This is a genomic window from Acinetobacter sp. YH12137, from assembly GCF_013418535.1.
In the GTDB taxonomy this organism is placed as follows: Bacteria; Pseudomonadota; Gammaproteobacteria; order Pseudomonadales; family Moraxellaceae; genus Acinetobacter.
Map to the genome: position 1 here is coordinate 205,645 of NZ_VPBW01000001.1, position 22,582 is coordinate 228,226.

The window sequence follows — 22,582 nt, forward strand, 5'->3', positions numbered from 1 at the left end:
GGATGCGTTTTTTATATTTGGACTTTTAGAATTTGCAGAATTGAACAGGTTCTTGCATTTTTGCATTACGATACAACACACCTTGTTCAGTATGTTGAATTGTCCCATTACAGATCCATTCTACCACTTGTGGGTAAATCAGATGTTCCAGTACATGTACCCGCTGAGCTAAAGTGTGAGCCGTATCTTGATGCGATACTTTTAACACACCCTGTGCTAAGGCTTGGCCGGCATCCAGTTCAGGAGTGACATAATGCACTGTACAACCATGCAGAACATCACCAGTATTCAGGACACGCTGATGGGTATGCATGCCTTTGTAATGTGGCAAAAGAGAAGGGTGAATATTCAGCATTTTCCCTTCCCAGGCTTTCACAAATTTTTCACTTAAAATTCGCATAAAGCCCGCAAGTACCACTAGATCAACATCCCAGTCCAGAAGCTGCTGATGCATGACATCATCAAAAGCTTCCCGGCTTGGATACTGCTTATGTTCAATGACTGCGGTCGGAATTCCTGCTTTATGAGCGCGCTCTAAAGCAAATGCTTCAGGCTTGTTGGAAAGCACTCCGACAATTTCCCCTGACAGATTGGCATCTATCAGGGCTTGCAGGTTCGATCCACTGCCTGAAACAAGTACAGCAATTTTAATCATGCGAATTACGCGAAGATCACACGGATTTTTTCGTCAGCGCCTTCTACAGACTCGGCATTATCTGCAATATGACCCATGGTCCATGCTTTCTCACCCAAACCGTTGAGTAACTCTACAGTTTTGTCTGCTTCGGCTGCATCAACAACAAGAACCATACCTACGCCACAGTTAAAGGTACGATACATTTCAAACTGTTCTACACCGCCTTCGCGTTGAAGGAGTTTGAACAGCTCAGGCCATTCCCAAGAAGATTCATTTACGACTGCTTGAGCACCGTTTGGTAATACGCGAGGCAGGTTGCCTGGCAAACCGCCACCCGTGATGTGTGCCATCGCATGTACATCAACCTGTTTTAGCAGTTCAAGAATAGATTTCACATAAATGCGTGTTGGTTCCATTGCAACATCAGCAAGTGGACGACCATCAACGATTTGATTCAGGTCAACATTTTTAACTTCAAGAATTTTACGAAGCAACGAATAACCGTTTGAGTGTGCACCAGAAGATGCAACACCAATAAGTACATCACCCGCTTTTACTTTAGAGCCATCAATAATTTTGCTTTGCTCAACTACACCGACACAGAAGCCTGCAAGATCGTAATCTTCACCTTCGTACATGCCTGGCATTTCAGCAGTTTCACCACCAACCAGTGCACAGCCTGCAAGTTCACAGCCAGCACCGATTCCTGTTACGACATTTGCAGCCACGTCCACATTTAGGTGACCAGTCGCATAATAGTCCAAGAAGAAGAGTGGTTCAGCACCACAAACGAGAAGGTCGTTCACACACATTGCAACCAGATCTTGACCAATGGTGTCATGACGGTTCAAATTCAGTGCCAGACGTAATTTTGTACCAACACCATCTGTGCCTGATACGAGAACAGGTTCTTCATAACCTTTAGGGATTTTACAAAGGGCGCCGAAACCGCCTAATCCGCCCATTACTTCAGGACGTTTAGTACGCTTAGCGACGGACTTGATTCGGTCGACTAACGCGTCGCCCGCTTCAATATCGACACCTGCATCTTTGTAGCTTAAACCAGTGTTTGGGGTAGAAGTTGAGTTGCTCATAATGAAGTCTCCGCATTCGCGCGGGGGATTATAACCTGAATATGCAAAACTCTTATGGTATTTATGCCCTAAAATGCTATCTTTATTAAAATATTTTACTTTTTATAACGATTAATAGAGAGAAGGCGAAACTTTATGGTAGATCGCACATTGCGTCGCGTGTTTATCCTAGCTGGGATAGCTTTGTTGTTGTGGATTCTATATTTACTAAAACCCGTTGTAATTCCATTTGTTGCAGCGTTTTTAATGGCTTATCTGTTCAGCCCGCTGGTAGATAAACTGCACGATATCGGTCTGCCGCGTTGGCTCTCTATTAGTATCGTTTTTACTGGAATCGGGATCGTTATGATCCTGGCGATCTGGTATCTGGTGCCGTTGATCTGGCAGCAGCTGATTTATGCGCGTGACAATATACCTGCGGTCATTGGCTGGATTAATTCAACCTTTTTGCCATGGTTGTCGAATACCTTCAATGTCGTTGAAATGGAAATTGATACCACACAGATTTCTGATGTGGTCATGGACTATGTGCAAACCAATTATAGTGCTGACAGTATTCAGGCCTTCCTGCTACGCCTTGCACAATCTGGAATTAACTTCTTGCAGATTGGCGGTACGATTGTCCTGATTCCAATTATTGCATTCTATTTCCTGCTGGATTGGGATCGTATGCTGGAAAGCTTGCGTCGCCTGATTCCACGCCCTTATGAAGAAAGCACCTTAAGAATTGTAGGTGAATGCCACAGTGTGCTGGGCGCCTTTGTCAAAGGACAGTTTCTGGTGATGATTCTGCTGGGAATTGTTTATGCAGTGGGCTTACAACTGATTGGTCTTGAAGTCGGTTTGATTATCGGTATGGTGGCAGGCCTGGCCAGTATTATTCCTTATCTGGGCTTTGCTGTCGGTATTATTGCGGCTGTGATTGCAACTTTCCTGCAGTTTGGGATTGACTGGTGGCAACTGGTTCTGGTTGGTGTGGTCTTTATGGTCGGTCAGGCGGTAGAAGGTTATGTACTGCAACCATTCCTGCTTGGCGATAAAATTGGCTTATCACCAGTAGCAGTTGTATTTGCGGTACTGGCGGGTGCTCAACTGGCGGGTTTCATGGGAATGCTGATTGCATTGCCGGTTGCAGCCGTCATTGTGGTTCTATTGCGACATGCACGTGAATATTACGAACATACACACTTTTATGGAAATCAGGCTGTCATTATGAATGATCCGGCTACAGGTTCCATAAGCGTAGAAACTTCAGACTTAGATGTTGATATTGAAATGAAAAAGTCAGAAGCAAAACCACTGCAAGAGGGAGAGAAATCAAGTAAGATGGATGTACCTCTTCATAAAGACTCATAAGGCCATCAGAATCATATGCGTCAATTGCAGCTAGATATAGAACCTCAACTCGATGCTCGAATTAGTGATTTTTCGGGCCCGGGATGGGGGCATGTAATTGATGCAGTCCGACAGCTGCATGCAGGCCTAATCAGCCGCTTTTATGTGTATGGCGGAGCTGGAACAGGGAAAAGTCACTTACTCTCTGCCATTTGTGATTCTTATCTGGAAATCGGTAAGACTGCTATACAGGTGTCTTTGCTGGAGCTTCTGGATGCGCCTACTGAAGCGATTACTTCGCTGGACCGGTTTGACCTGATCGCACTGGATGATATTGAAGCCATTAGTGGGGTTCCACACTGGCAACGCGCCGTTTTTCACTTGATTAATTATAATGATGAAGGCGGTGGTCAGCTGGTATTTTCTTCCCGTTTTGCACCCATTGAGTTAAAGCTTGAATTGCCCGATTTGCAGTCCCGACTCACGCAGGCAGTTAGTGTCCGTGTCCCAAATGGCAGTCTTTATGCGGACCGATTTGCCTTGGTGTCCTCGGTATTGGACCGACGTGGTATTCATCTTGACCCACAGATTTTTGATTATTTGCTAAATCACGGACCACATCAAACTTCCGTGCTTCTACAAACATTAGAACAGATTATTCAATTACTTAAAGGCGAAAAGCTGAAGGTCAGCAATGCTAACCTGCGGCAGATTTATGCATTAATTGATGAATATCGTTAAATTATAAAACATCTTGAGTAATTACTCAGTCTATGCGAAAGTAAGGCAAAATAATTCGCTGTTGCAAGGAAGATGCAACTTTAGAAGAAAAAGAAAGAAATAAAAAATTAAGGAGAAGGGTATGCTCAAGAAGAGCATAGGCATGGCTTTGCTATGTATGGCGGGGCAGGCATATAGTGCAGAAATTATTGTAACTACCACAGAAGATATTGAAAAAGATGACAAGGAATGTTCACTTCGAGAAGCTGTTGAATATGTGAATCGTGGCCTGGCTAAAGAAGGTTATATGGGCTGTGGTGGCGAAAATGCTATTGGCACCATTATCTTAAAAGAAAAAACGACCTATGTACTGAATAAGCATATCCCGATCAAGAAATCAGTAACGATTAAATCTATCGCAGAAGTAGATGGTGAATTTAGTAGTACCGATAAGGTAATGGGGTTATATAACGCTCATATTCAAATGAAAGGGACAGATAATCTCTTCCGTATTAGCAATGATGAAGAGCTGATTCAAGTCAATTTAAAAGAACTCGACCTTGAAGGTTGCGGTAAAAGCAGCTGTGCCGAACAAGGTGGCCTAATTCATAATAAAGGTAAATTGGTGATTGATTACAGCCGCTTATACAAGGGAGCTGCGAGTCAAGGTGGTGCCATTTATAATGTGGGGAAATTTGGCCAGAATCTGATTGCTTTTGCCGAAATAAAAACCAGCCTGATTGAAAATAATCAGGCGCAACAGGGTGGCATACTCTATAGCCAGCTTCCATACTTTCTGGTTTATCAAAGCGTTTTAAAGAATAACCAGACGCTGAATAATAATGCTACCAATATTTATACAGCGGGCCAAGTCGATAATCCTGCCGATATTCAATCCATTAATGCTGAAGTCCTAAGCAGTACCCTGTTAAAAAATAAGGGAGCACTGATCAATGTGATTGATGGGGTGGGAATCAACAACCTGACTATAGTGGATAATACAGGTACAGCACTACGTATTAGTGCCCCGAATGGTAAAGCCTATGTGGCGAACAGTATTATTTTAAGAAATGGTACGCAGGATTGTCAGATTGAAACTACGGATAAAAGTACGATTCACAATAACCTGGTAACAGCATCTTGTGGTACAGGTGATGCTGCGTATCCAAACCAGATCTGGACAGGTACTCGCTTGTTTGCAGAGGCTTCAGATCAAAGTGAAGGTGTCTGTCTAAATTTAAAACAAAATAGCGATGCTATTCTATGTCCTTATAGCGTTCCTAAAGATCAGTTCTTGGGCTATCTACGTCCTCGTATCCTGTTGAATTATAATCAGGTTAGTGATTCACCGATTGTAAATAGAGGGACTAGCTACAATAGCAGCAATCCTTCAGTCAGCTGTGAGGCGTCAGACCAACGCGGTGTAGACCGTTTACTGGATAACTTATTTTGTGACCGTGGTGCGATTGAAATTACAGTTCCAACATCTACCAGTCTGGTTGGACAGGATCTTCTAAAAGGAGAGACTGCAAAGTTTTCAATTGAATCTGCTTTAGGAGATAGTGATTTAATTCCTAAAGAGCAATGCAATAACATTATTGGAGAGAATCCAAAGGGTGAGCCTTGGCAAGATGGCTGCTTACAGGTTATCCAAACCAAAACTGTTTCCAAGGGCAAAACAGTCATTGATATTGATGGGAATGTTGTTTATACCCCAGATTCACAATGGCATGGTGCTGACATTTTTGAAATTCAGGTAGTTACTTCATCTACACGATTTAATAAGTCCAAACCTTATCTGGTTTTAAGTACCCAGATTGTACAGGAACCTAAAAATGAAATGAAAGACAAGTCTGTGAAAACCTCTGGTGGGGCATGGGGAATCGCTGGCTTAATGGGCTTGATAGGGTTGATCGGCCTACGTCGCAGATTAAAAGATTAAGGAAAAATCATGAAAAATTATAAAAAAGGACTGCTTGCAGCCATGATTTTATCTGCCATGAGTTTAATGGCAGCCGAAGATAAAACCATATATGTCACTACATTTGCTGACGAGGACGGGGAAAATACCAATGCCTGTTCCTTGCGTGAAGCCATTAAGACAGCCAAGCTGGATAAATCCTATGGAGGATGCAATGTTGGCCGTACATTGCGTAATGATGGTTCCGCTCCAGATGTCATCCAACTCGAAGCTGGGGAATACAAACTCAATAGTGAAATTATTGTTGAATCCCATGTCAATATTTTGGGAAAATCACCCTTCAATTATACTCAAAGAAGCCCTATTACCTTTTTATATCCAACACGTGAGGCTTTAACAACCACCATTTCAGGCCAAGGGAAAACTCGCTTATTTAATACGGTCGCTAGCCAAGCCAGCATGGTGGTAAATGGTGTCATCCTGAAAGATGGTTATGCTGCAAAAACCAGTCTGGATAAAGGTAATGGTGGAACATTTTATGTCGCCGGTCCTCTAAGCCTCGTGAATAGTGAAATTGTAAATTCACGAGCGGCTGCAGAAGGGGGAGCAATTTATGCAGTAGCGATGAATAATGAAAAAGTTATCAGGATTCAGGATTCCTTAATTCATCAGAATAAAGCAGCTACATATGGCAGTGTCTTGGCTATGGATTGTGTGGGGAATTTGGGCAGTACAGAGACCAAGCTAGAAATTAGCGCAAGCAGCATTGTCAAAAATGGTTCTACTGATACGGCCAGTATTCTGGACTTTTGTGGTTATGCCAAAGCTGATATTAGTAACTCTACAATTGCAAAAAATACGACCAGTGCCACAGGTCATATTTTCCGAATGGCCAATGAAATCAGCCGTCCATTAAGTTCTTTCTTCACTTTTAGTGCTATTAATAACACGATTGTCGAAAATACTGCTCGCTCAACCATCTTTTATGACAATACTGGTAATTCGAGTCTGGCTTATAATGTATTAGCATTTAATCAGGGATTGTCTTGTGAATATGCCTTGAATGGTGGGAATCCAAGTAAAGAACAGGATGTAGATTTATTTACTGCTTATAATGCGATTCATACAAGTGGTTCCTCACGCTGTATATTACCTGAACTGGCAGAAAACAGTGTTTCAACGAATATTGATGTATCCAGTAATCAGATCACAGATCTGTTAACTGCTTATATCGAACCTTCTGTAAATAACCGTTATTTAGGGATGTATTATCCTATTGATCGACAATCGAATACGGATCTGGTCAATATCGGTACAGAAAGTTGTGAAGAAACTGATCAGCGTGGAATTGAGCGGTTGACTAAGGCAACCTTATTATTTAATCCGGACGCAAAAAATTCCTGTGAAATTGGGTCGGTAGAAATCCGGCGCTTAACTGCAGCAGATATTTCTGGCCTAAAAAATAGTTCTTTAACAGAGTTGCTGGATTATTATCAGGAAAATATTGATGATATTAATTCTATTCTGGCCGATAAGAATACAAAACCTGAGGAAATACAGGGCTTAAAGGAAGAGCTAAAAGAATATGAGGATCTTTTAAAATATACCAAGCAATACCAGAAATATCGTGCCATATACGTTAATCCATTTAGTTTGGTCATGCCTCAAGAAACTTTAAATAATACTCAAGTACAAGCTAAAGCATTAAATTCACAAAATTATGAAATTACAGTGCAATCTTTAGGTGTAGGGTCTTTATCTGGATCAGGCAGTTCATTAATTGTTCAAGGTGCGCCGAATGACCCAAATTTAAAATGTGAATGGAAGCCTGACTTAAACCGTATCATGATGTATCGTACTGATGGCAAAGTAACCAGTCTCTCGGATACGGAGTATTGCCGTTATACAATTAAAGACAAGCAGACAGGTGCCAGCAGTACAGGTATTTTGCAGGGCGCATTTGTAAATATTAAACCGATTGTAAAAAATGATGAATATAGAATTAGCGCAGAGAACAATCTGACCGTAACTGTGAATCCATTAGAGAATGACAGCGATGATGGTGATGGTCCACGGATGAATGGCAAGGCTGCTTTCTATCGTGATAAAGATGGTCGTGAGATTCCAATTCGCATTGTCAAGCTTCCTGCCGGAGTAAACCTTTCCGCAGAGCGAGAAGGACCATGCCCAGGAAATTTTGCAGGTGAAACCTGCTATGGTGGAAAATTAACCTTTAGTGTGAAAAATACTTTTAGTCAGTCAGATTATGATATGCAGTATCATGTTTTTGATGCAGATGAGTTGATGTCAGATACAGCTAGAATTAACTTAAAAAATACGGCTAAAAATACCAATACATCATCAAGTGGTGGTGGTTCATTTGGAATTTGGGGATTGTTCGGATTATTAGGTCTGGCAGGATATCGCCGAGTTAGAAAATAATTGCAGTATGAAAAAAAGCCTCCAGATGGAGGCTTTTTTTAACTACAATTAATGAGTTTTAGGTTGAGTGAGTTGCTGGTATTTCTGGATATATTCTTCACGGATCGCCAGTCGTTCTTCTGGTGTTGCTTTTTGCATCCGTGCCCCTAACTCCTTACGTTCCTGGCTGCTCATCATTTGCCAGGTTTCACGCATACGCTGCTTTTCAGCTTCAGGAAGCTGGGTGAACCAATCCATGCGTTGCTGTAAATTAATACGTTGCTGTTCAGGCATTTCTTTTAAGGACTGATAACGTTTAATTAATGCCAGTTGCTCGGAATCAGAAAGTGTATCCCAGGTTTCGTTGACCTGCGTATTGGCATCTTTGGAAAAAATCCAAAAACGTTCAAATCCCGCAAAGCTGGTTTGCAGGAAGCTGAATGCACAAAATGCAATTGCTAATCTTTTAGCTGCCATGTGGAACTTTGTCCTCACCTAAAACCATTAACATTTCCAGATCTTCAAGCATCTGTGGGGAGAGTTTGGGGGTAGATACTGCCTGAGTCTGAGGTTCGTTATGGCTGACAATATTCGGTAGCACTACCACGCCAGCAATCGCAGCAGCCAGAGCAAAGCCAGACATTTTTAGAAATGCAAAGCGTGAATGTTGTGCGTCCTGAATATGCTCCAGCACATGATTCATCACCACCGGTTTATCCTTGTGGTGCTGTGCCAGTCCATCAAGTTTGGAAGTTACTTGCTTTAAGAAATCATCTTGCTTCATTCGGATGATCCTCCCAGATATGGATTTAAGTGTGCTAGAGAGGCACGTAGACCTTGAATAGCACGGTGATAATGGGTTTTCACACTGCCTTCTGTACAGTTCATAATTTGCGCTGTAGTTTGAGTATCAAAGCCTTCCCAGGCTCTGAGCATAAATGCTTGCTGCTGACGCACAGGTAATTTGGCAATCGCCTCCTGAATTTCTTCAGCAGTTACTGCCTGATCCAGAAATTCTAAAGGTGAGGGCGTAGATTCATCTACCAGATTGTCAAATTCGACTTCGTCGTCATCAAGGCTGACTTTTTTGAAAAAGGAAAAGGGCTGGTTGCGACGTGCTTCTTTACGACGCCAATCCTGTAATTTGTTATTCAGAATCGTATAGAACAGGGGATACCACTCTTCAGTGCTTTTCTCTGCATAAGATTTATGCAAAGCAATAAAAGCTTCCTGAACCAGATCCATTGCGATCCCATGTTGTCCTTGAGTCGCACTTTCCATCATCACCAAAGCACGCCCGGTCACGTCCTGCATGAAATTTTTCAGGCGAGACTCAGCGGTACTCTTTAGAATACTCGCATCTTGTGACTGCAACGGTTTCGGTGCTAAATCCATAGAGATGGAAAATCCTGTCATTGGATACCCACCATTATTCCCAAGTTCATGTGCATATAACGTTGGGAATAACGATTTGGTTGACAATAAAACTTATTATTTTTGTAGTGTAATCTATTTTATAAATACACTGACTGTAATTAAAACAATGTAACCTAAATACCGTATTAAATACGTTGACGCACCATCTCAAAGAAACAGATAGAGCCTGCAATGGCAACATTCAGGGATTCCTGTCCACCTGGCTGTGGAATAGTCACCGCTTCGGCATGTTGCAGGGCATAGTCAGATACGCCTTGACCTTCATTGCCCAGAATCCAGACGCAGGCTTTACGCAAGTCTTTACTGTACAGGCTGCTAGAGCGATGTGAGCTGGTGACATATACCGGAATCTTGAATTGCGGTAAAAGATCTTCCAGTGCGATATTTTCAAAAGTTTGCAAAGAAAAATGCGCGCCCATACCCGCACGTAATACCCGTGGTGACCAAAGAGATGCTGAACCCTTAGTACAAATGACCTGATCAATACCGGCAGCTGCTGCTGAACGTAGCAGGGTGCCAACATTACCGGGATCCTGCACATTTTCAAGGATCAGAGTGTCAGCCGTAAAATCAAGTGCCTGGCTTGAGCTTGGAATATCGACAATCGCCATACATGCAATCGAAGTGCCTAAGGTACTCAGGTCCTTATAAAGCGATTCACCAATGACAAAGACCACACCGGTATATTTGTTTAAAATAATGTCGAAATCAGGATGCGCTAAAGCATGTTCAGTCGTGAAGATCGAATTGATTTTCTTGTTTTCATGTAACCATGCAAGACACAGGTGCGTGCCTTCAAGCACAGTCTGTCCTTGTTTTTTTCGATAAGAATTCTGTTCAATTAAACCGCGTAAGTGTTTAATTTTAGGATTGTCTTTGGATTCAAGGAAGATGGTTGGCATAAGAAGAAAGTCCACGGCAGTCAATCAAAGATCAACTGCCGTTTAAAAATTAGTGGTGGTAGCTGGTCACAAGCTCAACTTCATTTTTTGAGCCAATGATGACAGGAACACGTTGATGCAGATTTGTAGGTTCGATTTCAAGAATGCGGACACGACCAGTCGTTGATGCACCGCCAGCCTGTTCCATCAGCATACTCATTGGATTGGCTTCATACATTAAACGTAAACGACCTGCTTTAGTTGGGTCTTTTAAGTCGTATGGGTACATGAAGATCCCGCTACGGCACAGAATACGGTGAATATCGCCGACCATACAAGCGACCCAGCGCATATTGAAATCTTTGGCGCGAGGACCTGTTTTACCTGCCAGCAATTCATCGATATAACGCTGTACAGGTGCTTCCCAGTGACGTTGGTTTGATGCATTGATTGCATATTCTTTAGTATCAGCAGCTACCTGAATCGCTTCAGAAGTCAACAGAAACTCTTGAGTTTCAGGATCGAAAGTGAAGAATACCACACCGGCACCCACAGTCAGTGCCATCATGGTTGATGGGCCATACAGCACATAACCAGCAGCAACCTGATTGACACCAGCCTGCATGAAGTCTTCTGCCTGAGTTACACTATTTTTTGCAGGAAGAATTGAAAAGATGGTACCCACACACATGTTGATATCAATATTGCTTGAACCATCAAGTGGATCGAACAATACTAGATATTGACCATTTTCCTGAGCTGAAGTGAATTCATCCAGTTCTTCAGACGCTAAACCGCCTACATGTGGATGTACTTTTAATGCATCAATCAGATAATCATTAGAAATCACGTCCAGTTTCTTTTGCTCTTCGCCTTGAACATTTTCATGCTGAGCACTACCTAATACACCCGCTAGAGCACCTTTTTGCAGGAGTTGGTCAATACGCTTGCAGGTATTTCCAATTGTTTCAATTACTTGTGCAAGTTCAGGTGTGAGGTTCCCGCTTTGTTGTTGTAGGAATTGGGATAAGGTGCGGTATGACATAAGGGAAAAACTCCAAGACTTATAATCGGGGGAAAAAGATCAAAACGATATACGGCTATATTTTAGAGGAGAACGTCCGAAAAGGACAATTAAACTGAATTATTTGTTGTGATTTTGCCCTTGCAACTCCTGTGGAAAGTGCTATGTTGAATCAAAGGAAAAAATGATCATAGGAGCACAGAGATGACAACATTAAAGTTTGATGCGACTCCAACGCCGAGCGAAGCGATTAATCTCGATGAAATTTCTGAAGACAAGATGAAAGAAGCGTGGAAGGATTACGAAGCAAAACCTGAATATAAAAAATTCAATAAACACGACATGATTGAATCCATGCAAACTGCAGAAGAAGGTGAAGGCAAAGAGTAATTTTATTCTTTGATCTTTCAAATATCCCTCTAATAAAAAAGCACTCGATTGAGTGCTTTTTTATGAATGATGTATTATTTAAATGATCACTTATTTTAGTAGTGGTGGAACAGCTTCGTAGTTGATTTCTACACGGCGGTTTTCTTTCCACGCACTTTCATCATGGCCAGGATTAACTGGCATTTCTTTACCATAGCTCACTGCTTCAAGTTGGCCTGCATTTACACCAGAAGTGATCAGGAAACTTTCTACTGCTTTGGCACGACGTTCACCAAGCGCCATGTTGTATTCACGTGTACCGCGTTCATCTGTATGGCCTGTCAGAGCTACACGAGAATTGGCATTTGCCATCAGGAACTGGGCATGTGCTTGCAGAGTACGGATATCGTCATTGCTCAGTTCACTGCTGTCATAGTCAAAGTGAACTACACGTTTAGCTAAATAAGCCTTATTTTCCGCAGTTACACCTTTAGCAGATGCACCGGCCATATTTTGAGCACTTAAAGCTGCATCTTCACTTAGACCTTCAGTGTTTACAGTGGTGGTGCCACTGGTATCCAGGTTGCCAGTTTGGACTTCAGCTGCTGGTTTACGGCTGGCACAACCAGTCATTACGACTGCAGCTGCAAGTAAAGGAAGTGCAAATAATTTTACTTTGTTCATTCTTCATCTCCATGAAGGTTGATTATGGGGTAAAGCATTTATAAATATTGAACTATTATTTTGGTGCCCAAGCAGGTTCGCGGACTTCACCTGTTTCACTTGGCAAATTCATGCGGAACCGGCCATCGAGAGACATAATGGATAACAATCCACGGTTACCTTCGCGAGTGGCATAGACCACCATCTGACCATTTGGCGAGAAGCTAGGTGATTCATCCAGGCTGGTTGGCGTCAGGATATTGGTCACACCTGAGCTAATATCTTGTACAGCCACTTTATAGTTACTGCCACTTGGACGATGAACCAATGCAAGTTTCTTACCATCTGCACTTAAGGTCGCGCGGGCATTAAATGCGCCACGGAAAGTCAGACGTTTAGTACTTTCATTATTGAAATCATAGCGGTAAATCTGCGGAGAACCACCACGATCTGAAGTAAAGATAAATGATTTTCCATCTGGTGCATAACGTGCTTCTGTATCAATTGCGCTATCGTTGGTCATGCGTTTTAACTGACGTGTTTCCAGATTCATCTGATAGATTTCCGGGTTACCGTGCATAGACGCAGTGAACAGCATGCTCTTGCCATCTGGAGAGAAGCTTGGTGCACCGTTTAATCCACGGAAGCTGGCCAGCTTTTCACGTTGACCAGTCGCCAGATCCTGTACATAAATGGCCGGACGTTTGGTTTCAAAAGATACATATGCAATTTTTTTCGCGTCCGGTGTCCAGGCAGGTGACAGGATTGGATCACGCGAAGTCAAAATGGTCTTTGGCTGTTCACCATCCGTATCGGCAATCTGTAAGGTATAACGCTGATCAGGCGTTGCCGGATTACGTAACACATAAGCAATACGGCCGGTGAAGTCTCCCGGAATACCGGTTAATGCCTGATAGATGGCATCACTGATCATATGGGCTGCCTGACGGGTACGTGAAGCAGGAACAGTCAGCAACTCATTCAGTAAGTATTGACGTTTTTCGACATCATACAATTGATACTGAATGCTATAAGAACCATCAGGATTGGTCTTGGATGAACCAGTCACCACATAAGGTACGCCTGCAGCTGCCCAAGCTTCAGCATTTGGCGAATTTAGTTGTGCTGTAGCAGGTAAATTCTTCGAGGCACTGGCAAATTTACCAGAACGATTCAGGTCATTTTCCACCACCGGATAAATACTCTGATCCTGGCTAAAAGGCACAATGGCAATTTTAGGAGCAGCTTCAGGAGCTTTGGTAATTTCCAGATGCAGTTGGGCCTGAGACTGGGTCGCAGTGACCGCACCCAAAGTGGTCATGATTGCAAGGCAGAGTAGGTGTTTGCGTGTCTTTTCCATCATTCGTTATTTACTCAAATCAACGGAGTTATTTATAAGTGATTGGGCTACATCATCGCATGGATTTATGCGAAATAGACCACGAATTTATCATCAAACTGTTATATCACTATGGGGAGTGATTATTATTTAATCTGTTTCAATTGAAGTTTAACTCAAAAAAACAGCCATAACACTTTTTCTTTATTATGGCTGTTTTTCATTAATGAGCTGTAAAGGTTGAAGTAAAACTTCGTGCTTCACGGCGTGCATCCGGATCTGAAGGCATTGGATAAGGTGCAGCAGCACGTACTGCCGCTTCTACACTGGCTTTCATATCTGGATCACTGGCACTCACCACCACAGAAACCACAGAACCACTATCGCTCAAAGTGACCCGAGCAGTCGCTTTCTGGCCTGAGGAGCCCACTGGGGTATCCCATGCACGTCTGATTTTATTTTCGAAATCACGTTTTGCAGTAGAGGCAATTCGCTTAGATTCCGCTTTTTTCTGTGCAGCTTCTTCAGCAGCCTGTTTGGCTGCAGAGGCTTTGGCATCAGCTTCTGCTTTGGCTTTCGCATCTGCATCTGCTTTAGCCTTTGCCGCAGCCTCAGCTTTATGTTTAGCATCCGCCTCTGCTTTAGCTTTTGCAGCGGCATCAGCTTTATGCTTGGCATCAGCATCCGCTTTGGCCTTCGCAGCGGCATCAGCTTTACGTTTAGCTTCGGCCTCTGCTTTAGCTTTCGCCGCAGCGTCAGCTTTGTGCTTGGCATCTGCTTCCGCTTTAGCCTTCGCAGCCGCGTCAGCTTTACGTTTAGCTTCAGCCTCTGCTTTGGCTTTTGCCGCAGCGTCAGCTTTATGTTTAGCATCCGCCTCTGCTTTAGCTTTTGCAGCCGCATCGGCTTTACGTTTAGCTTCGGCATCTGCCTTGGCTTTTGCCGCAGCATCCGCTTTTGCCTTGGCTTGAGCCTCTGCTTTTTGCTTGGCGGCTAAATCAGCCTTTTTCTGCGCTTCAAGTTTGGCTTTTTGCGCAGCATCGGCTTTACGCTGTGCTTCTACTTCCGCCTTACGCGCTGCTTCAGCTTCGGCTTTAGATTTTTGTGCAGCCTCTGCTTTGGCTTTGGCAGCAGCCTGTTTTGCCTGTTCGGCGGCTTCAGCACGTTTTGCTGCTTCGGCTGCTTGCTGGGCGGCTTTGGCTTGAGCAAGCTCTGCCGCTTTGGCTTCTTGCTGAGCTTTTTGAATATCGATCTGTGGGGGTGCTGGTGCAGGCTGCGGTGCCGGAGGTGTCGGTGCAGCTGCCGTTGGCACTACAGGTGCAGGCTCTACACTCGGTTCAGCAGTTTGGGTAATTTCTTCTGCAATATTTTCATGTGCAGTTTCTTCAAACTCAGTTTCTTCACGAGTCACCGGCTTGAGGTCTTCAGGTTTAATTAAGACCGTTTTAATCTGTTTTGGCGGTTCAGGTGGCTTACTCATGCCCAGAAAAAGCAGGCCCACCAAAGCAACTGCATGGATTCCTAACGTAAACCCAATCGCAATTGCTTTCTTCTGAAACGGTGGTTTCTGATAATTTTTCATACTTTATTCTAATGGCTTGGTCAGTAAACCCACTTGGGACAAACCCGCATCCTGCAGGCTTGACATTAAGGCCATCACATCGCCATAAGGGCGGGTGGTATGACCATTGATCACGACATTGAGGACCTTGTTTTCACTTTCCGCAGTGCTTTGCGCTTCTATCAAAGTCTGCGTCAAAGCCTCTAGGGTGACAGGACCTGTGGTCTGATTTTTATATTCCAGAAAATAAGTACCATCTTCTTTTAAAGTGACGATCGTAGGCGCATCTTTGGATTCGATTGGTAAGCCATTGGCTTGCGGCAAATCGACCTTGATGCCACTGGTAATCATTGGGGCAGTCACCATGAAAATGACCAGAAGTACCAGCATCACATCGATGTATGGCACCACATTCATGTCACTTTTCAGTGGTTTTTTAATACGCTCGAAGCGTCCTGAACGTTGAATGGCCATTAGTCATTGTCCTGCGTAGCGCCCACAGATTGACGTTGCAGCAGAGCCACCATTTCTTCAGCGAACAGAGCACGGTCAGAGTACAGTGCTTCACCTTTAGATGTGAAATGGTTAAAGGCTAAAACCGCAGGAATTGCAGCAAATAAACCAATCGCCGTTGCAATCAGGGCCTCTGCAATACCAGGTGCGACAGTGGCCAAAGTAACCTGATCGACATCTGCCAGACCAATAAAGGCATTCATGATGCCCCAGACGGTACCAAACAGACCGACATAAGGAGCGACTGAACCAATACTGGCCAGCGCACCCAAGCCTTGTTCCAGATGCCCCTGATCACGACTTAAACCTACACGCAGAATACGCTCAGTACCTTCAATTGACTGGGCAGTTGGAGCATGGCGTTTTTTAAGTTTAAGGAACTCGCCCAGACCCTGATAGAAGATATCTTCCAGACCAGTACGTTTGGAATTGAGCTGGGCATTGTTATAAAGCGTCTTGAGTTCGGCACCTGACCAGAAAATTTTCTGGAAATGATTGTCATCAGCCTGAGCTTTTTTATAGCTCATGGTTAACTTGGCAATCAGGTACCAGCTGTACAACGAGGCTAACAGGAGAGAAAGCATCACCAGTTGTACGACAGGGCTTGCTTGTAAAATAAGATCTGAGACTTGAAGAGATGATTCTAACTGAGTTGCCATAGCTGTTACGTGTGCCAAATAATTTTTTTAGTCTTGTTCCAATTCTTTATGAATCAGTTCGCGGATTTCATCAGGAAGACGACGTGGTTTCATGTCTGCACTAATACATGCCAACTCGACCTCACCAGATGCAAGCATGATTTCACCACGATAAATATTTTGTTGCAATACAAATGATGAAGCTTTACATGAAATGACACGTGCAGTCACGGTAATCAGGTCATCCATGAGGATTGGGCGCATATATTTGACGTTAATTTTGTGCACAACAAAGTTATAGTCGGATTGATGCCAGTAGTGACTCACTCCGGAAGCACGTAACCATTCAGTACGGGTACGTTCCATATAGCGAATATGGTTAGCGTGGTAGACAATGCCACCCGCATCAGTATCTTCAATATAGACGCGGATATTGAATTCAAAGTGATTCGCCATAGTTTTGTTCCATGCAGATTTTACGAAATTATTGCTTGTTTTTGGAGGCTGGAGCAGGCTTAGAATTTGCCTTATTCATTCCAAAAGTCAAGCAATTTAGCGCGTCAAAGTTTAGCACTGTGAGCTTTGAGACCAATGGCACAAGATGTCAAATCTGGATGGAGTAGGGGCTAAGCCAGTACGGAACGACCAATTGCTTATTAATACGGCGAAGTAAAAGCATGAATGAGACCAGTCACTCATGCTGGAGGAACTAAGAATCAGCTTTTGTTATTTTGCTTCCAGCTCATTTGTACCTGATTGGCTACTTTTGGATAATCCAGTATAAAACGGACATGACTTTCTACGCCGGTTTTTAAAGTCGCATCATCGGCTATAAAATTCGGGTTATGGTTCGGTGCTGCTTTGGCTGAGTCTTGATCTGCTGGCGTTGCACCGACGAAGATAAACAATGATGGCATCAGCTTGCCATAATAAGCGAAGTCTTCACTGGCACTGGCATTGTTATCGAGTAGATGCAGTTTATCTTCACCATTCACCTTAGCTAGAGTCGGACGCATCAACTCGGTCAAGGTTTTATCATTGGTAGTAACAGGTGCATAGGGCGCAATTTCTACTTTGACTTTGACATCATTGGCTGCGGCATTGTGTTCCAGCATTTCCGGCAAGTCTTTTAAAATGCCTTGACGGACATCTTCACTGTTAGAACGAATCGTACCGACCATATTCACCTGATTAGGAATCACATTTCCTGTGGTACCACCCTGAATACTTCCAATACTGACCACGCCCATGCCTTTGGTCAGATCTGCTTTGCGGCTCACCAGACTTTGTAAATTATTAATCATCTGTGCAGAAGCATAAATTGGATCGCGACCTGCCCAAGGCATTGAACCATGTACCTGATGGCCATCTACCTGTATACGTAAATGATCCGCGCTATTGAGAATTGCACCATCTTTATAGAAAATATTGCCGCTTGGCATACCCGCCATCACATGCATTCCAAAAATCACTTCAGGCTGAGGATTCTTGAGTGCGCCATCAGCCAGCATTTTACGTGAGCCGATCTGATCACCTTGACTAAAGTTATCAATATCTGCACCGCCTTCTTCTGCTGGCTGGAATACAAAAACTACGGTTCCGGCAATCTTATCTTTATTGGTAGCGAGCACTTTGGCTGCACCTAATAGCATTGCAGTATGCGCATCATGACCGCAGGCATGCATCACATAAGTTTCCTTGCCTTGATAAATACCTTTCTGCTTGCTGGCAAAAGGTACAGCTGCCGTTTCCTGAATGGGCAAGGCATCCATATCTGCACGTAATGCCATGACGGGGCCAGGTTTTGAACCTTTTAGAACGCCGATCACACCTGTTTTGGCATAGCCTTTACGTACTTCAATACCATAGGACTTTAATTCTTTTTGTACTAATTCCGAGGTTTTGAATTCCATATTGCCCAGTTCAGGATATTGGTGAATATGCTGGCGTAGTTTGATGGTATGCGCTTCGGCTGCTTTAACAGAATCATCTACCCAATCTGCTAAAGCCAGTTGACTGCAAAATAAAAGAGGGAGACAAAATGAAAGCGTCTTATGCATGTTCATATCAGGGAGAACCTTAAAAATCTGAATAGAGTTAAAGAGATGCCTGAGCATTACATAATGCACTACATTTGACCAAAACCCTCTGAATATGGATTTCATACCTTTTCGGTATATTCATTTTTAGTACTTGCTGATAAAGGGAATTTTACAGAGGTAGATATTGTAAAATTATGTAATTATAAAAATTTAACGGTCTATTTTATTTAAAAAATTCAAACTAATAGGGAATTATTAAAAGGAATTTGTATCTGATTTAAAAATCTTTCATTATCTAAGTTTCAACTATTTCTCTAAGTTAAATACTATTTTGGCATTAAAGTTGCTTTGATTATTTCATAATTATTATTGATAAAATTTAAAAGAAATAGCCTAAGTATTTGCTTAAAGAGCAATAACTATAATAGCTAAATAAACTACTTAATAATAAAGATTCGAGTTTGTGCTTTTGGAGCTAATTGATTGCAGTAGTCAATTAGCTCTTTTTCTTTATGATAAAAAATGGTTAAGCCAAAAGAATTTTAACCCTTACTTCGGCTCAGGCGGCGTTATGCCAAACTGTAAATAAGCCATATTGGTCGCAATACGACCGCGCGCAGTACGCATCACATAACCTTGCTGAATCAGATAAGGCTCAATCACATCTTCCAGCGTACCTGAATCTTCTGCCATTGCTGCTGCCAAAGCTTCTACACCCGCCGGGCCACCATCAAAGCGTTCTAGCAACATCGACAGGTAACGACGGTCGAGAGTATCCAAGCCATCTTTATCCACGTTCAACATATCTAATGCACGTTGAGCCATTTCCTGAGTGACTTCACCTGTGCCTTTGACTTGAGCATAGTCACGTACACGACGCAATAAACGGTTGGCAATACGCGGTGTACCACGTGAACGACGTGCAATTTCTTTTGCGCCATCTTCGGTCATTGGAACATCCAAGAGGCTTGCAGAACGTTTCACAATATGAGTGAGGTCATCGACTGAATAGAATTCCAGACGCTGCACAATCCCGAAACGGTCACGAAGTGGAGAAGTGAGTAGACCAGCACGTGTGGTTGCAGCGACCAAAGTAAATGGTGGTAAGTCCAATTTAATCGAACGGGCAGCAGGGCCTTCACCAATCATGATATCCAGCTGGTAGTCTTCCATGGCTGGATAAAGGATTTCTTCAATCACAGGTGACAAGCGGTGAATCTCGTCAATAAACAGAACATCACCTTCCTCAAGATTGGTCAGCATTGCTGCCAGATCGCCCGCACGTTCTAATACTGGACCGGAAGTCGATTTGAGATTGCCACCCATTTCACGGGCAATAATATTGGCCAATGTCGTTTTACCCAGACCTGGCGGGCCAAAAATCAGGGTGTGATCAAGGGCTTCTTCACGGCCACGTGCTGCGCCAATGAAAATTTCCATCTGCTCGCGGACCACCGGCTGACCGATGTAGTCATCGAGGGAAGTCGGGCGGATGGCACGATCAAAATGATCTTCGGGTTTTTCAGAACCACTGATGAGACGGTCTTGCATATCTATTAACTTAATCTCTTTATCGAAGCTGTTTGATGCTGCAGAAACAGCCTCAAATAATGATTTGTGTTTAACTGCCATTGTGTAGGCGTTGTCTTACTTTTGAAAGATCAAAAGTAACAAAAATCTTTTGTTGAGTTGAAGGTACTTCCTGTACCTCAACTCAACCGGCGACATCCATGTCGCGAGTAATTTATATAAATAGGAGAATAAACAGTCTTATTTAAAGTAAAGTCATTTTCCTATTATCTATTCATCGACTTTAATGCCGCGCGGATAATATCGCTGGCTTCAGTAAATTCACCTTTGGCAGCGTTCACCAGTTTTTGTGCTTCAGCAGGTTTATAGCCCAATGACTGTAATGCAGCTTCCGCTTCAGCCACGGCTGAATTGCCCATAAACTGAATTTGTGGAGCTGTCGAATTGCTTGGAGCAGTGCCCGCAGACATGGCTTTAAAGCGATCGCGCAGTTCGATCATCAAACGTTCAGCAGTTTTCTTGCCGACACCTGGAACTTTAACCAAGGTATTTACATCTTCATTCTCAACTGTATGAATTAGCATTTCTACACTTAAGGTAGATAGAATGCCGAGTGCCATTTTGGGGCCAACGCCGTTCACTTTTAATAAAGTACGGAAAATAGTTTTTTCCTGAGCATTTAAAAAACCATATAGCAATTGTGCATCTTCACGCACAGCCAGATGCGTCCACAGGGTAATTTTCTGGCCTTTTTGCAACTGGCAAAAAGTAGTGAGCGGCGTATCGATTTCATAACCTACACCATTCACATTTAATAATACAGTCGGTGCTTCCAGCGCCAGCACTTCACCAATCAGGCATCCAATCATCTTTTATCATTACTCAATTCAGTTTTGCAGCATAGTAGTCAGCATTTTCAGGAAAGGCAAAATCTCCTTCTGCAAAACAGGTGATTTTGCTGCAATAATCATCTAATCCAGCCAGATGTTTTATAACAATCCGGCTTTATTACCCTGCAATTCCTGTGACAGGTTATAAGCCTGATGATCCGAAAATTTCGAGATAATATCTAATACCTGCATAATATTGTCATAATGGCTGTCTTTAAAGTTTGCACCTGAACGTTGCAGAATCGACATTAACCGCTGTTCCTTAAAGCTCAGGTTTTTATGTGGTGTGGTCAGCGGAATAAAGGCATCCAGAATATTTTGCAGACTTTGATGGGCAATGATCTCTAGGCCCGCTTTCTGTGGATGTTCAAAAATCTTGTCACGTGCCAGTTCTTTGGCGCGGTTAATACCACTTTCAATATCTGACGAACAATATTGCAATAAAGTGCCTTGTAACTGACCAGATAGAATCTGGTCATGGTGGCGTGCAAAAGCAGTCGTCACTTCATTCACCAGACGTTTCATCACACGGCCACGCAGTGCAGCAATTTTCTGTTGCCAGGTCGTATCAGGCATGCCGATTTCAGAAGGCGTTCCATAATCTCCGAGCAGATTTAAAAATACCGGTTCCACTTCAGCATAGCTGAGCATGTTCAAGCTGATGCCATCTTCTAGGTCAATCAGGGCATAACAAATATCATCGGCTGCTTCGAGTAGATAGGTCAGTGGATGACGACAATATCGATACTCGCCGAGCTGGATTAGTCCAAGCTCTTCCGCAATTTGCTTTAAAATCTCTTTTTCTGCCTGATAGCAGCCAAATTTGGCACGGCTACTGGCAGGTAAATCTACTTGTGATGCCATGGTTTTTGACAGCCACGGATATTTTAAATAAGCACCCAAAGTGGCATAGGTCAGGCGCATGCCGCCATCATTTGGATGATAGTCAATCTTGGTTAGAAGCCGCAGGCCTTGGGCATTGCCTTCAAACTGACGTACATCTGCTTCCTGTTCAGGACTTAAATCTTTTAAGAAGTCAGTATGTGATACATCATCAAACCATTCGCGGATCGCATATTCACCGGCATGGCCAAAAGGCGGGTTGCCAATATCATGGGCCAGACAAGCGGCTTGAATGATGGCGCCCACATCCGCTGGAGACACCCAGGGTGGAAGCTGGTCTTTAATTTTCTCTGCGGCCAACATCCCTAGCGAGCGGCCAATACAGGAGACTTCCAGTGAATGCGTCAGGCGCGTATGAATACCATCGTGCTGGGTTAAAGGATGCACCTGGGTTTTACGGTTGAGCTGCCGGAAGCTCTGGGAAAAAATAATACGGTCATAATCTTTGTGGAACGGGCTACGGGCCAGTTCTGTACTCTGCTTTTTACTACCAATCCGAACTGTCGAAAGCAGTTCCAACCAACGCATTTGAGTCATTTATCATTATTCAGTTCTCTACTTTCTGCATCATGCCAAAAAAGAGCGTAAAGCACTAGGGCAGTGCGACATGAAATGTCATTTTGAATTAGCTTAGCTGAAATACAGCGAAAGATTGTCAATTTGGTGA

The 22,582-nt window shown here is 43.3% G+C and carries 22 protein-coding genes; 5 read left to right on the plus strand and 17 right to left on the minus strand.

All coding sequences use genetic code 11. The features are described 5' to 3' along the window. Positions 1–25: 25 nt before the first annotated feature. Positions 26–655 carry a phosphoribosylglycinamide formyltransferase gene (gene purN, locus FTU72_RS01005; protein WP_179992669.1) on the minus strand — a complete coding sequence of 210 codons (630 nt, stop codon included), beginning with the start codon at positions 653–655 and terminating at the stop codon, positions 26–28. A gap of 5 nt (positions 656–660) precedes the next feature. Then, positions 661–1,731 (minus strand): phosphoribosylformylglycinamidine cyclo-ligase, encoded by a 1,071-nt coding sequence (gene purM / locus FTU72_RS01010; RefSeq protein ID WP_159124044.1) that lies wholly within the window; start codon positions 1,729–1,731, stop codon positions 661–663. Positions 1,732–1,866: 135 nt separating this feature from the next. Here purM and cxpE point away from each other — a divergent pair, with 135 nt between their 5' ends. The 4 genes from cxpE to FTU72_RS01030 all read left to right on the plus strand — a co-directional run bounded on the left by cxpE (position 1,867) and on the right by FTU72_RS01030 (position 8,149). Then, positions 1,867–3,087, plus strand: coding sequence for a chloramphenicol efflux transporter CxpE (gene cxpE, locus FTU72_RS01015; RefSeq protein WP_180010672.1), 1,221 nt, complete (start codon positions 1,867–1,869; stop codon positions 3,085–3,087). Positions 3,088–3,102: 15 nt separating this feature from the next. Next, positions 3,103–3,807: a DnaA regulatory inactivator Hda gene (gene hda, locus FTU72_RS01020; protein ID WP_159124042.1), complete on the plus strand. Its 705-nt coding sequence runs from the start codon at positions 3,103–3,105 to the stop codon at positions 3,805–3,807. A gap of 121 nt (positions 3,808–3,928) precedes the next feature. Next, complete coding sequence (gene rbtA / locus FTU72_RS01025; protein WP_159124041.1) at positions 3,929–5,728, plus strand: rhombotarget A; 1,800 nt, start codon at positions 3,929–3,931, stop codon at positions 5,726–5,728. A gap of 9 nt (positions 5,729–5,737) precedes the next feature. Further along, positions 5,738–8,149 (plus strand): CSLREA domain-containing protein, encoded by a 2,412-nt coding sequence (locus FTU72_RS01030; protein ID WP_180010674.1) that lies wholly within the window; start codon positions 5,738–5,740, stop codon positions 8,147–8,149. A gap of 48 nt (positions 8,150–8,197) precedes the next feature. On the opposite strand, the gene FTU72_RS01035 is transcribed toward FTU72_RS01030, so the two are convergent. The 5 genes from FTU72_RS01035 to FTU72_RS01055 all read right to left on the minus strand — a co-directional run bounded on the left by FTU72_RS01035 (position 8,198) and on the right by FTU72_RS01055 (position 11,491). Then, positions 8,198–8,605: a DUF3106 domain-containing protein gene (locus FTU72_RS01035; RefSeq protein ID WP_159124038.1), complete on the minus strand. Its 408-nt coding sequence runs from the start codon at positions 8,603–8,605 to the stop codon at positions 8,198–8,200. Then, positions 8,595–8,912 (minus strand): hypothetical protein, encoded by a 318-nt coding sequence (locus tag FTU72_RS01040; RefSeq protein WP_004784617.1) that lies wholly within the window; start codon positions 8,910–8,912, stop codon positions 8,595–8,597. Before FTU72_RS01040 ends, FTU72_RS01035 begins: the two co-directional genes overlap by 11 nt. Then, positions 8,909–9,523, minus strand: coding sequence for an RNA polymerase sigma factor (locus FTU72_RS01045; protein ID WP_159124054.1), 615 nt, complete (start codon positions 9,521–9,523; stop codon positions 8,909–8,911). The genes FTU72_RS01040 and FTU72_RS01045 overlap by 4 nt, the downstream gene beginning before the upstream one ends. Positions 9,524–9,690: 167 nt before the next feature. Then, a complete protein-coding gene (locus FTU72_RS01050; RefSeq protein WP_159124036.1) occupies positions 9,691–10,467 on the minus strand; it encodes an RNA methyltransferase in 777 nt (258 codons plus the stop codon). A gap of 49 nt (positions 10,468–10,516) precedes the next feature. Further along, positions 10,517–11,491 (minus strand): class 1 fructose-bisphosphatase, encoded by a 975-nt coding sequence (locus FTU72_RS01055; RefSeq protein WP_159124035.1) that lies wholly within the window; start codon positions 11,489–11,491, stop codon positions 10,517–10,519. A gap of 183 nt (positions 11,492–11,674) precedes the next feature. Here FTU72_RS01055 and FTU72_RS01060 point away from each other — a divergent pair, with 183 nt between their 5' ends. After that, positions 11,675–11,860, plus strand: a complete 186-nt coding sequence (locus tag FTU72_RS01060) for an NF038105 family protein (protein ID WP_159124034.1) — start codon at positions 11,675–11,677, stop codon at positions 11,858–11,860. Between the two features lie 90 nt (positions 11,861–11,950). Here the strand turns inward: FTU72_RS01060 and pal are convergent, their stop codons facing one another. The 10 genes from pal to FTU72_RS01110 form a co-directional block, all read right to left on the minus strand. Then, complete coding sequence (gene pal, locus FTU72_RS01065) at positions 11,951–12,523, minus strand: peptidoglycan-associated lipoprotein Pal (RefSeq protein WP_159124033.1); 573 nt, start codon at positions 12,521–12,523, stop codon at positions 11,951–11,953. A gap of 55 nt (positions 12,524–12,578) precedes the next feature. Then, entirely contained in the window at positions 12,579–13,862 is a 1,284-nt protein-coding gene (tolB, locus tag FTU72_RS01070; RefSeq protein ID WP_175968221.1) for a Tol-Pal system beta propeller repeat protein TolB, read from the minus strand. A 202-nt stretch (positions 13,863–14,064) separates the two neighbouring features. Further along, the gene (gene tolA, locus FTU72_RS01075) at positions 14,065–15,420 is read right to left on the minus strand and encodes a cell envelope integrity protein TolA (RefSeq protein WP_180010676.1); all 1,356 of its coding nucleotides are present in this window, start codon (positions 15,418–15,420) and stop codon (positions 14,065–14,067) included. Between the two features lie 3 nt (positions 15,421–15,423). After that, positions 15,424–15,873 carry a protein TolR gene (tolR, locus tag FTU72_RS01080; protein ID WP_159124030.1) on the minus strand — a complete coding sequence of 150 codons (450 nt, stop codon included), beginning with the start codon at positions 15,871–15,873 and terminating at the stop codon, positions 15,424–15,426. After that, the gene (gene tolQ, locus FTU72_RS01085; protein WP_179992679.1) at positions 15,873–16,571 is read right to left on the minus strand and encodes a protein TolQ; all 699 of its coding nucleotides are present in this window, start codon (positions 16,569–16,571) and stop codon (positions 15,873–15,875) included. The genes tolR and tolQ overlap by 1 nt, the downstream gene beginning before the upstream one ends. Before the next feature lie 27 nt (positions 16,572–16,598). Further along, positions 16,599–17,006: a tol-pal system-associated acyl-CoA thioesterase gene (ybgC, locus tag FTU72_RS01090; protein ID WP_034170923.1), complete on the minus strand. Its 408-nt coding sequence runs from the start codon at positions 17,004–17,006 to the stop codon at positions 16,599–16,601. 260 nt (positions 17,007–17,266) lie between these two features. Next, complete coding sequence (locus tag FTU72_RS01095) at positions 17,267–18,616, minus strand: amidohydrolase (RefSeq protein WP_373684852.1); 1,350 nt, start codon at positions 18,614–18,616, stop codon at positions 17,267–17,269. A 525-nt stretch (positions 18,617–19,141) separates the two neighbouring features. Continuing rightward, positions 19,142–20,143, minus strand: a complete 1,002-nt coding sequence (gene ruvB, locus FTU72_RS01100; protein ID WP_180010678.1) for a Holliday junction branch migration DNA helicase RuvB — start codon at positions 20,141–20,143, stop codon at positions 19,142–19,144. Positions 20,144–20,388: 245 nt separating this feature from the next. Continuing rightward, positions 20,389–20,991, minus strand: coding sequence for a Holliday junction branch migration protein RuvA (ruvA, locus tag FTU72_RS01105; RefSeq protein ID WP_180010680.1), 603 nt, complete (start codon positions 20,989–20,991; stop codon positions 20,389–20,391). Positions 20,992–21,111: 120 nt separating this feature from the next. After that, positions 21,112–22,452, minus strand: coding sequence for a deoxyguanosinetriphosphate triphosphohydrolase (locus tag FTU72_RS01110; RefSeq protein WP_166138742.1), 1,341 nt, complete (start codon positions 22,450–22,452; stop codon positions 21,112–21,114). Positions 22,453–22,582 lie beyond the last annotated feature (130 nt).

Bases quoted from the DNA above. Each gene is read 5' to 3' on its own strand.
- rbtA (WP_159124041.1), top strand. From the start codon at position 3,929: ATGCTCAAGAAGAGCATAGGCATGGCTTTGCTATGTATGGCGGGGCAG.
- FTU72_RS01040 (WP_004784617.1), bottom strand. From the start codon at position 8,912: ATGAAGCAAGATGATTTCTTAAAGCAAGTAACTTCCAAACTTGATGGA.
- FTU72_RS01050 (WP_159124036.1), bottom strand. From the start codon at position 10,467: ATGCCAACCATCTTCCTTGAATCCAAAGACAATCCTAAAATTAAACAC.
- purM (WP_159124044.1), bottom strand. From the start codon at position 1,731: ATGAGCAACTCAACTTCTACCCCAAACACTGGTTTAAGCTACAAAGAT.
- ruvB (WP_180010678.1), bottom strand. From the start codon at position 20,143: ATGCAAGACCGTCTCATCAGTGGTTCTGAAAAACCCGAAGATCATTTT.
- hda (WP_159124042.1), top strand. From the start codon at position 3,103: ATGCGTCAATTGCAGCTAGATATAGAACCTCAACTCGATGCTCGAATT.
- pal (WP_159124033.1), bottom strand. From the start codon at position 12,523: ATGAACAAAGTAAAATTATTTGCACTTCCTTTACTTGCAGCTGCAGTC.
- cxpE (WP_180010672.1), top strand. From the start codon at position 1,867: ATGGTAGATCGCACATTGCGTCGCGTGTTTATCCTAGCTGGGATAGCT.
- FTU72_RS01030 (WP_180010674.1), top strand. From the start codon at position 5,738: ATGAAAAATTATAAAAAAGGACTGCTTGCAGCCATGATTTTATCTGCC.
- FTU72_RS01095 (WP_373684852.1), bottom strand. From the start codon at position 18,616: ATGAACATGCATAAGACGCTTTCATTTTGTCTCCCTCTTTTATTTTGC.
- FTU72_RS01060 (WP_159124034.1), top strand. From the start codon at position 11,675: ATGACAACATTAAAGTTTGATGCGACTCCAACGCCGAGCGAAGCGATT.
- tolQ (WP_179992679.1), bottom strand. From the start codon at position 16,571: ATGGCAACTCAGTTAGAATCATCTCTTCAAGTCTCAGATCTTATTTTA.
- ruvA (WP_180010680.1), bottom strand. From the start codon at position 20,991: ATGATTGGATGCCTGATTGGTGAAGTGCTGGCGCTGGAAGCACCGACT.
- tolB (WP_175968221.1), bottom strand. From the start codon at position 13,862: ATGGAAAAGACACGCAAACACCTACTCTGCCTTGCAATCATGACCACT.
- FTU72_RS01110 (WP_166138742.1), bottom strand. From the start codon at position 22,452: ATGACTCAAATGCGTTGGTTGGAACTGCTTTCGACAGTTCGGATTGGT.
- FTU72_RS01055 (WP_159124035.1), bottom strand. From the start codon at position 11,491: ATGTCATACCGCACCTTATCCCAATTCCTACAACAACAAAGCGGGAAC.
- FTU72_RS01035 (WP_159124038.1), bottom strand. From the start codon at position 8,605: ATGGCAGCTAAAAGATTAGCAATTGCATTTTGTGCATTCAGCTTCCTG.
- purN (WP_179992669.1), bottom strand. From the start codon at position 655: ATGATTAAAATTGCTGTACTTGTTTCAGGCAGTGGATCGAACCTGCAA.
- tolR (WP_159124030.1), bottom strand. From the start codon at position 15,873: ATGGCCATTCAACGTTCAGGACGCTTCGAGCGTATTAAAAAACCACTG.
- FTU72_RS01045 (WP_159124054.1), bottom strand. From the start codon at position 9,523: ATGGATTTAGCACCGAAACCGTTGCAGTCACAAGATGCGAGTATTCTA.
- ybgC (WP_034170923.1), bottom strand. From the start codon at position 17,006: ATGGCGAATCACTTTGAATTCAATATCCGCGTCTATATTGAAGATACT.
- tolA (WP_180010676.1), bottom strand. From the start codon at position 15,420: ATGAAAAATTATCAGAAACCACCGTTTCAGAAGAAAGCAATTGCGATT.